This is a genomic window from Sphingomonas sp. CCH9-F2 (assembly GCF_001556735.1).
Taxonomy (GTDB): Bacteria; Pseudomonadota; Alphaproteobacteria; order Sphingomonadales; family Sphingomonadaceae; genus Sphingomonas; species Sphingomonas ginsenosidimutans.
Window position 1 is genome coordinate 20,163 of sequence record NZ_LSJO01000117.1, and the last position, 8,555, is coordinate 28,717.

Genomic DNA, 8,555 nt, shown 5'->3' on the forward strand with positions numbered 1-8,555 from the left:
GGGGCGGATGCCACCCCGGGCCACGCCATGCAATCCGTCGCGTGCGCGGCAATCATTCGACGGACAGCAGCAATTTCCCGTCGCCCTCATCGACATGGACGGTGGAACCGTCCTTCACCTCGCCGCGCAGGATCAGTTCGGCGAGCGGATCCTGCAGATGGCGCTGCACTGCGCGTTTGAGCGGCCGTGCGCCATAGACGGGATCGTAGCCGACCCGGCCAAGCCAGGCGCGCGCGGCATCGGTCAGGTCCAGCGCGATCTTGCGATCCGCCAGCAGCTTGCCGACGCGACCGACCTGTATGTCGACGATCGGTCCCATGTGCGCCTGACCCAGGCGGTGGAACAGGATGATCTCGTCCAGACGGTTGAGGAATTCCGGGCGGAAATGCGCGCGCACCACCTCCATCACCTGCGGCTCGACGCTCTCGACCGCATCGTTCTCGCCCATGTTCGCCAGATACTGGCTGCCCAGGTTCGAGGTCAGGATGATGAGCGTGTTCGAGAAATCGACCGTCCGCCCCTGACCATCGGTCAGGCGCCCGTCGTCCAGCACCTGTAGCAGCACGTTGAAGACGTCGCCGTGCGCCTTCTCCACCTCGTCGAACAGCACGACCTGATAGGGCCGCCGCCGCACCGCCTCGGTCAGGACGCCGCCTTCCTCGTACCCGACATAGCCCGGCGGGGCGCCGATCAGCCGCGCGACTGCGTGCTTCTCCATGAACTCGCTCATGTCGATGCGCACCATCGCGCTGGGATCGTCGAACAGGAATTCGGCCAGCGCCTTGGTCAGCTCGGTCTTGCCGACGCCGGTCGGGCCGAGGAACAGGAAGCTGCCCAATGGCCGGTTCGGATCCTGCAACCCCGCCCGCGCGCGGCGGACCGCGGTGGAGACGGCACGCACCGCCTGTTCCTGCCCGATCACGCGCTTGCCGATCACCTCTTCCATGCGCAGCAGCTTCTCGCGCTCGCCCTCCAGCATCCGGTCGACGGGTACGCCGGTCCAGCGGCTGACGACGCCGGCGATGTCATCGGCGGTCACTTCCTCGCGCAGCATCGCGCCCTGGGTGGTCGCCTGCGCCTCGGCCAGTTGCTTTTCCAGCGCAGGGATGCGCCCGTAGGACAGCTCGCCCGCCTTGGCGAGGTCGCCGCTGCGCTGTGCCTGCTCCAGCTCCAGCCGTGCGGCGTCGAGCTGTTCCTTCAGCTTCGCCTCGCCGGCGATCTTGTCCTTCTCCGCCTGCCAGCGCGCGGTCAATTCGGCCGACTGCTCTTCCAGATTGGCGAGCTCGCCCTCCAGCGTCTCCAGCCGGTCGATCGAGGCGGCGTCGGTTTCGCGCTTCAGCCCCTCGCGCTCGATCTTCAGGCGCAGGATGCGGCGGTCTAGCGCCTCGATCTCCTCGGGCTTGCTCTCCACTTCCATCCGGATGCGGCTGGCGGCTTCGTCCATCAGGTCGATCGCCTTGTCGGGCAGGAAGCGGTCGGTGATGTAGCGGTTGCTGAGCGTCGCCGCGGACACCAACGCGCCATCGGTGATCCGGACGCCGTGGTGCAGCTCGTACTTTTCCTTCAGCCCGCGCAGGATGCTGATCGTATCTTCCACGGTCGGCTCGCCGACGAACACCGGCTGGAACCGCCGCTGGAGCGCGGGGTCCTTCTCGACATGCTTGCGATATTCGTCGAGCGTGGTCGCGCCGACGCAATGCAGCTCGCCGCGAGCGAGTGCGGGCTTGAGCAGGTTGCCCGCGTCCATCGCGCCCTCGGACTTGCCCGCGCCGATCAGCGTGTGCATCTCGTCGATGAACAGGATGATGTCACCCTCGGCCTGCTTCACCTCGTCGATGACGCCCTTCAGCCGCTCCTCGAACTCGCCGCGATATTTCGCGCCCGCGATCAACGCGCCCATGTCGAGCGCCATCAGCGTCTTGTCCTTCAGCCCGTCGGGCACGTCGCCATTGGCGATGCGCAGCGCCAGCCCCTCGACGATCGCGGTCTTGCCGACGCCGGGTTCGCCGATCAGCACCGGATTGTTCTTGGTGCGGCGCGCCAGCACCTGGATCGTGCGGCGGATTTCCTCGTCGCGGCCGATCACGGGGTCGAGCTTGCCGTCGCGCGCCGCCTGCGTCAGGTCGCGCGCGAACTTCTTAAGCGCGTCGTAGCGGTCCTCGGCGCTGGCCGTGTCGGCAGTGCGGCCGCCGCGCAGCTGCGTGATCGCAGCGTTGAGCGCCTCAGGGGTGGCGTTGGCGGTCTTCAGCGCCTTACCCGCGGCGGTGTTGAGGCTGAGCGCGAGCGCGACCAGCAGGCGTTCGACGGTGACATAGCTGTCGCCGGCCTTCTGCGCGATCTGTTCGGCCTGGTCGAGCACGCGCACCGCATCGGCCGACAGGCCGGGCTGGTTCTGCGCGCCCGAGCCGGAAACGGCGGGGATCTTCGCCAGCGCTGTATCGGTTTCGGCCACGGCGCGGCGCGCATCGCCGCCCGCGGCGGTGATAAGGCCCGCGGCCATGCCCTGATCGTCCTCCAGCAGCGCCTTGAGCAGATGCTCGGGGGCGATCTGCTGGTGGTTCATGCGGATGGCAACGGTCTGTGCGGACTGAAGGAAGCCGCGTGCGCGGTCCGTGAATTTCTCAAGGTTCATCTGTCGGCCCTGTCTCTCTTGGGTGTCAGATGGTGTTGCTTATTTGCAACGCAAGGGGTGAAGGTTGATGGCTTTATCGAAGATATCAAGATAGCGGCGCGCGGCGGTCGGCGAAGAATAGGGTGTCGCATTCGCCGGGCGCACGCCGTCCGAAATCGGTGGCAGTGCGATCGCGCGGCCCAGGGCAGCTGCGAGGAGCGCCGGGTGGCGATCGGCAACGACCTCGCCGTGCAGCGGCGTGGCGATCAGGCCGCGCAACACCGGGGAGCAATCGGTCGCTACGACCGGCACGTCGGCGGCCAGTGCCTCGACGGGTACCGCAGGGAAGCCTTCGTAGCGCGACGTCATCAGCAGGCAGGCCGCGTGCGACAGCCGCTGCGCCACATCGCCGACGAAGCCGGGCATCGCGACGTCCTGCGCGATGCCCAGGCGGCGCGACAGCGCCTCCAGCCGCGCGCGGTCGGGTCCGTCGCCCAGGATCGTGAGCCGCGCCGGCCGCTGTGCGCGCAGTACGGCGAAGGTGCGCAGCGCCAGCGCCATGTCCTTCTGCGGTTCCAGCCGCCCGATCGCCAGGATATGCGGCGGCTCCGCCACCGCGCGCGGCAACGGGTGATGGTCGCGCGGCAGGTTGGGTTCGGGGGCAACGCGGATCGGACGCGCCGGCAGCCAGGCGGCGTCGCGCGCCGCCAGTTCGGGAGACATGGCGACGAACAGGTCGATCGCATCGGTCAGCCGCGCCAGCGCCGCTCGCCCGAGGGGACGCAGCGGTGCGGGCAGGTCGGGGAGCAGCGGGTTGCTGATCTTCGCGACGATCGGCAATTGCGGCAATGCGCGGCGGATGGCGGGGGCAAGCCAGAAGTGGAAGTTGCCGGTGATATAGGCGATGTCCGGCGCGACCCGTTGCAGCACCGGCACCATCGCGCTTCCCAGCCCCAACCGCGATAGCGCACTGCGCGGGACCGGCGGCGACAGCAGGTGCACGTCGGCGCCGACGGGCACGCGGTCGCGCATCGGGCCGTCGGCAGCGCCGGCGATGATCGTCACCCGGTGCCCCTGTGAAAGCCATTCGGCGGCGAGGCGGAGCGCGGTCGCTTCGGTGCCGCCGGCGTTGAAATCGTGGAGGAGGATGGCGATTGATTTCAAAGTCACGGGCACTTTGCTAACGGCGGCGGGGATGAAAGTCGCGATCTTCCTGCCCTCGCTGGCCGGTGGCGGTGCCGAGCGGATCGCGCTGTTCGTGACCGAACGGCTGCGTGGTGCCGGGATCGACGCGGAACTGGTGGTCGCCAAAGCGGAGGGGGCGCTGGTCGATGCGCCGGTGTTCGCACGCCATGGCGTCGACCTGAAGGCGCCCAACGAGATGCTGAGCGCGCGGGCGCTGCTGCGGTACGTCGATCGCGCGCAGCCGGACCTGCTGTTCGCGTTCGTGCACAGCGCCAAGATGATGGCAGGGATCGTAAAAAAACTACGCCCGGACATACGCCTGGCGATCAGCATTCATAACGCGCTGGAGGTGCCGCGGCGCGCGCGTTTCTGGCCGCGGGCGGTGTTCGGCCATGCGCCGGAACGATGGCTGTACCGGGATGTGGTGGCGGCCCACGCCGTCTCCCGCGATCTGGCGGCGCAGGTGGTGCGGCGGTTTGCGCTGCCCCCCGAGCGCGTCCATACGATCTACAACCCGCTGCCCGATCGCCCCGCCGCGGGCGCGATCGAGACGGCGCATGAGCGCTTTTTCACGCGGCCGGTGATCGTCAATGCGGGGCGGATGGTGCCGCAGAAGGACCAGGCGGCGCTGATCCGCGCGTTCCACGACGCCGGATTGGCGGGGCGTGCGACGCTGCTGATCCTGGGCGAGGGGCCGTTGCGGCCGGCGCTGGAGGCGCAAATCCGCGCCCTGGGGATCGCCGACAGCGTCGAAATGCCGGGATTCGTCGCGGACGTGCGCCCGTATATGGCGCGTGCGGCGGGGTTCGTGCTGTCGTCGCGCAACGAAGGGTTCGGGCTGGTGCTGGCCGAAGCGCTGTCGATGGGGTGTCCCGTCGCCGCTTTCGACTGCCCGAGCGGCCCGCGCGAGCTGCTGGCGGACGGCCGATTGGGGGATTTGATCGCGGCCGGGGACGAGTCGCGACTGGCACAGGCGATGGTGCGCATGACGGACGGCACGTTTCCAAGGCCGTCGCGCGACGCCGTGGAGGCGCATTTGCGGCAGTTCGCGCCCGATACGATCGCGGACCAGTATGTCGCGCTGGTGCGGTCGCTGGCGCCGGCGCGCGCGCTGGCGTAGGGGCGGGGCCCTCAACATCCCGCGGCGGCGGCGCCCGGATGGCATGGACGATACGGCGAAGATGGATTTCAAGACGATCGCGACACGCGCGAAGGCCTGGGCCGAGACCCCCGGGGCAAAGCGGCTGGGGCGGGTGGCGCGCATCCTGTTCTTCGTCGCGATGATCGCGATCCTGCTGTTCCAGCTGCGCGCGATCGGATGGTCCGACGTGATCCGCGCACTGCCGACGCAGCCGCTGTTCTACATCCTGTTCTTCGTCAACTTCATGGTCCTGCCGTTGACCGAGGTGCCGATCTTCCGCCTGCTGCTGGGGCAGGCGATCCCCGGCGCGCTGCCGGTGCTGGTGCGCAAGCGGATCGTCAATGCGGTGCTGGTCGACTATTCGGGCGACGTCTACCTGTACAGCTGGGCGCGCACCCGGCTGGGCATCGATGCGCGCAAGCTGTTGCTGGCGGTGAAGGACAATGCGATCCTGTCGTCGCTGGCGGGAGCGATGGTGGCGGGGGCGTTCATCGTCACCTTCATCGTGCGCGCGCCGACTGGGCGGATCGCCTCATGGCTCGATTCGTCGCTGGGGCTGGTCGTCGGCGGGGTGCTGTGCGCCAGCCTGACGCTGCCGCTGCTGCTGCGGTTCCGCCATGCGATCCTGTCCACCAGCAGCCGCGTCGCGTGGCAGGTGTTCGGCATCCATTCGCTGCGGACGGTCATCAACCTGGCGATCCAGGTGGTGCAATGGGTGATCGTGCTGCCGGGCGAGCATTGGACGACGTGGCTCAGCTTCCTGACCGCCCAGTTGGTGATCGCGCGGCTGCCGTTCATTCCCAACCGCGACCTGTTGTTCATGGCGGCCGGCTTGCAGATGAGCGGCGCGCTGACCGTGTCGCGCGACGCGATGGCGGGGCTGCTGGTGGCGGGCACCGCGCTGACGCAGGGGACCAATCTGGTGCTGTTCCTGGTGACGGCGTTCTGGATGAAACCGGTGCCGGTGCCGCCGGGGGAATAGAAGGTGGCGCGGCACTGACGCGCGCGTGGCCTTCGACTTCGCTCAGGCCGAACGGCGGGCTGCGAACGTCATTCCAGCGCAGGCCGGACTCTTCCTGCGATGGCGCGACGCAGGAGCCGCGGGAGGCCCCAGCCTTCGCTGGGGCAACGTGCCGGGCGGCGTTCTACCGCCGCTCCGTCACCGCCTGTACCTCTCCCGGCGACCAGCCGCCGCCCATCGCCTGATAGAGCGCGACATAGGCGGTCAGGCGATCCGACTCGGTCTGCACCAGCGCGAGCTCGGCGGTGAGCAGGTTGCGCTGCGCATCCAGCTGTTCGAGGTAGCCAGAATAGCCCGCGCGATAGCGGTTGGTGGCGTTTTGCAGCGCGCCGCGCGCCGCCGTTGCCTGATCGCCGAGCGCGCGCGCCTGTTCGCCGGTGCGGCGCACGCCGGCCAGCGCATCCTCCACCTCGCGGAAGGCGGTGAGCGCGGTGCGGCGATAGGCGAAGGCGGCCTGATCGCGTCGTGCGGTGGCGGCGCGTTCCTGCGCGCGCAGCCGCCCGCCGTCGAACAGCGGCGCCAGGATGCTGGCGCCGAGCGAGAAGATCGCCTGCGGCTGTGCCAGCGCGGTCGACAGCACCAGCCCGGCCGAGCCGGTGAGCGACAGGTTGGGGAGCATCGCCGCGCGCTGGCTGTCGAGCGTGCGGTCGGCGGCGACCAATGTCTGTTCGGCCTGATACAGGTCCGGGCGGCGGCGCAGCAGGTCGGCGGGCAGCCCGTCGGGGATGGCGGGCGCGGCGATGCGGTCCAGCGCCAGCCCGCGCGCGATGGCACGCGGCGCGTCGCCGGTCAGCAGTGACAGCGCATTTTCCTGCCGCGTGATCGCCAGCTGTGCGGCGGGGACGAGTTGCTGGGTGGCGGCATATTCGCCCTGCGCCTGACGATATTCGAGGCGCGAGGAATAGCCCGCCTCGAACCGGCGGCGCGCGATGCGCAGCGCGTCCTGCCGCGCGGCGAGCGTCGCCTGCGCGATCGCCAGCCGCTGGTCGAGCGCGCGCAAGGTCACGTAGCCCGACGCGGCGGCCGCGGCGGTGGCCAGCCGGACGGTGTCGCGCGCGGCCTCGGTCGCCAGCAGTTGCGCGCGGGCGGCGCGCGAGGCCTGCCGCAACCGCCCGAATAGGTCGAGATCGTAGCTGGCGGTGACGCCGGGCTGCGCGCCGATCGCCCGGCTGGTGGTGCCGAATGCGGTGAGCGTCTGCCCCTGCGTTTCGGGCACCGTCCCGCCGATCTGCGGCAGCAGTTGCGCGCGCGCCAGCGCCTCCGCCGCTCGCGCTTCCTCGACGCGGGCAGCGGCGGTCAGCACATCGACATTGTTGGCCAGCGCGCGTTCGACCAGCGCGGTCAGCTGCGGATCGCCGAACCCCTGCCACCAGTCGGCGCGGATCGGCGCGCCGGGACCCAGCGCGGTGCGCCATGCCGGGGGCGGCGCGACGGCGGCGGCATCGGGCGCCGGCGCGCGCTTGCCGGGCAGGGTGCAGCCCGCCAGCAGCAGCGCGGCGAGAAGGGCGCTGCGGCGGATCATCGCGGGGAGGGCGCGTTGCCGGTGTCGACGCGCGCCTGCACCGACATGCCGGGGCGCAGCCGCGCCGCCAGCGGCTGGCCCGGATCGACGCGGATCCGCACCGCAATGCGTTGCGGCACCTTGGTGAAATTGCCGGTGGCATTGTCGGACTTGAGCACCGCGAACTCGCTGCCCGCCGCGGGGGAGATGCGCTCCACGCGGCCCGTCAGCCGCGCATTGGCGAGCGCGTCGACGGTGAAGCTGGCGCGCTGCCCGACCATGATCCGCGCGGTCTGCGCTTCCTTGAAATTGGCGATGACCCAGGTTTCGGCGGGCACCAGGAACATCAGCTGCGACCCGGCGGTGACATATTGGCCGGTGCGCACGCCTACCTCGCTCAGCCGCCCCGCTTCCGGCGCGCGGATCACGGTATTGGCAAGGTCGATGCGCGCGAGCTGTAGCGCAGCCTCCGCCCCGGACACGCCGGCCTGTTGGCCGCCGCGCCCGACCTCCACGGTGCGGATGTCCTGCCGGGCGATCTCGCGCGCGGCCTCCGCCTGCTGCACCTGCGCCTGCGCCTGACGCAGCGGGGCGAGCGTCTGGTCGCGTTCGCGCAGCGAGACCGAGCCGTCGGTGACCAGATCGTTCACGCGCGCCATATCGGCCTGCGCCCGCATCAATTGCGCGCGGGCGTTGGCGACGGTGGCTTCCTGTGCGCCGAGGCTGGCCTGCCGGCTGGCGGCGGACTGGCGGCTGTTGGCGAGCGTGGCCTGCGCGGCCTCCACCTGCGCCTGTGCCTGGTCGACGCGCTGGCGGTAGATGCGCTGGTCGATCTCCACCAGCGGCTGGCCGGTGCGCACGCTTTCGAAATCGCGGACCAGCACGCGGGTGACATAGCCGGATACCTGCGGCGCGATGACCGTGGTGCGCCCGCGGACATAGGCGTTGTCGGTCGATTCATATGCGCTGGTGAACGGCCAGATCCGCCACGCCGCCAGCACCGCGGCCATCCCCGCCAGTGCTAGCACCACGATCAGCGCGGTGGCGCGTACCGAGAGCTTCGGCGGGCGCCAGCCCGATCCCGCCGGCGCGGCGG

At 70.1% G+C, this 8,555-nt stretch carries 6 protein-coding genes; 2 read left to right on the forward strand and 4 right to left on the reverse strand.

Annotated elements, in window-relative coordinates; genetic code table 11:
- Positions 1-52: 52 nt before the first annotated feature.
- Both clpB and AX685_RS21380 read right to left on the reverse strand, forming a co-directional pair.
- Positions 53-2,632 (reverse strand): ATP-dependent chaperone ClpB, encoded by a 2,580-nt coding sequence (clpB, locus tag AX685_RS03610; protein WP_066485551.1) that lies wholly within the window; start codon positions 2,630-2,632, stop codon positions 53-55.
- Between the two features lie 39 nt (positions 2,633-2,671).
- On the reverse strand, positions 2,672-3,781 hold the full coding sequence (locus AX685_RS21380) for a glycosyltransferase (RefSeq protein ID WP_197418473.1): 1,110 nt from the start codon (positions 3,779-3,781) through the stop codon (positions 2,672-2,674).
- 25 nt (positions 3,782-3,806) lie between these two features.
- Here AX685_RS21380 and AX685_RS03620 point away from each other — a divergent pair, with 25 nt between their 5' ends.
- On the forward strand, positions 3,807-4,916 hold the full coding sequence (locus tag AX685_RS03620; RefSeq protein ID WP_066485556.1) for a glycosyltransferase: 1,110 nt from the start codon (positions 3,807-3,809) through the stop codon (positions 4,914-4,916).
- Between the two features lie 43 nt (positions 4,917-4,959).
- On the forward strand, positions 4,960-5,919 hold the full coding sequence (locus AX685_RS03625) for a hypothetical protein (protein WP_066485558.1): 960 nt from the start codon (positions 4,960-4,962) through the stop codon (positions 5,917-5,919).
- Between the two features lie 163 nt (positions 5,920-6,082).
- On the opposite strand, the gene AX685_RS03630 is transcribed toward AX685_RS03625, so the two are convergent.
- Positions 6,083-7,480, reverse strand: a complete 1,398-nt coding sequence (locus tag AX685_RS03630) for an efflux transporter outer membrane subunit (RefSeq protein WP_066485561.1) — start codon at positions 7,478-7,480, stop codon at positions 6,083-6,085.
- Positions 7,477-8,555: HlyD family secretion protein (locus AX685_RS03635; protein ID WP_066485564.1), on the reverse strand; the 1,079-nt coding region annotated here is incomplete at its 5' end. The genes AX685_RS03630 and AX685_RS03635, both read right to left, overlap by 4 nt.